Source organism: Endozoicomonas sp. ONNA1, assembly GCF_024606325.1.
Classification (GTDB): Bacteria; Pseudomonadota; Gammaproteobacteria; order Pseudomonadales; family Endozoicomonadaceae; genus Endozoicomonas_A.
Map to the genome: position 1 here is coordinate 1 of NZ_JAHHPN010000337.1, position 1164 is coordinate 1164.

1 protein-coding gene is annotated in these 1164 nt (G+C 31.9%); it reads left to right on the forward strand.

What is annotated here, in order from left to right; all coding sequences use genetic code 11:
* Window positions 1–685: 685 nt before the first annotated feature.
* The coding region (locus KDK19_RS07600) for a hypothetical protein (RefSeq protein WP_257291674.1) at window positions 686–1164 on the forward strand (479 nt) is incomplete at its 3' end.

A 1164-nucleotide genomic window follows, 5' to 3' on the forward strand; every position in this document is an offset into this window, starting at 1 on the left:
TCTATATCCTTCTTATCTAAAGAGTTATGGGTTATTAACGAAAATTTATTTTTCAGCTTTCCTATTTCTATTGTTCAATACGCAAAATTTTGTTTTTTTTATAATATTTGAGATTTTATTGATCTATGGGGTCAAAGAATTTCTTACAAATTATAGTGTGCCCTATAAACCGAATAGGCATGGATAGAATCTCATGAATTAGTAATAAATCAGTTGCGTTGTACACAAATAGCTCTTTTTTAATACCTGAATTTGTTACTTTAACCCCATCACTGTTCAGAATACTTTTTATACAGAGGCTTTCTGAATTAATACTGCTTATATTGAGGTCTATAGCGACAGCTATTTAGAAATACTAGCTATATAACAGTAGGGCTGATGTCCGACCATCACTCACTATTGTATTGTTGTTAAAAAATACTATCAAAATATGATTAATCATATCATAGCCCCCTTTTTATGATTCACCTTTTAGGAATAATCTTGGGATTTTTCCTTTATCAGGCTCTTTCGGTTTAATTGCATTCTGCAGCTGTCGAGAGGGTTAAGAAGTTATTAGTTTAGATTAAAATGCACTGATTTTATTTTGCTGGTAACTCAGTTTTTAAATATGCATTGTGATATAGGGGGAGGTTTTTCAAAAGATCTCCACGTCAGTAAATATAAATTAAATTGAGCATTTCTTATGCTGTATAATATTCAATTGCACCTGAGTAATGTTGTTGGGGTTGGTGCTGTTCAGCTTGCAAAATCTTTGTTACCAAAATTATTGGCCAATAATTATGCTAATGTTTCGACTGTCATTTTACCTGATCGTGGTGATTTAAGTCGCTTCAAATCGTCAAAATCATCAACGAATTTTATTGTTCGTAAGCGCCTTTTACCCAATTTTTTGTCACGTTTTTTTGAATGTATAATCCCACATAGATTGCCAAAAAATACAGCAGTATTGGTGTTAGGTGACATACCTTTGAATACCAACGGTGTTCAGACTGTGTTTTTACATACTCCTAACTTGGTAAAATATTTTAAGCCATCTTTATCAATTGATTTTTTTAAATATCGTGTTGCACAATTTATTTTCTCAAAAAACGAAAAGCATGTTAGCCAATTTATCGTGCAGACAGGTGTTATGAAGGATAAGCTAGAAAAATTCTACCCTGC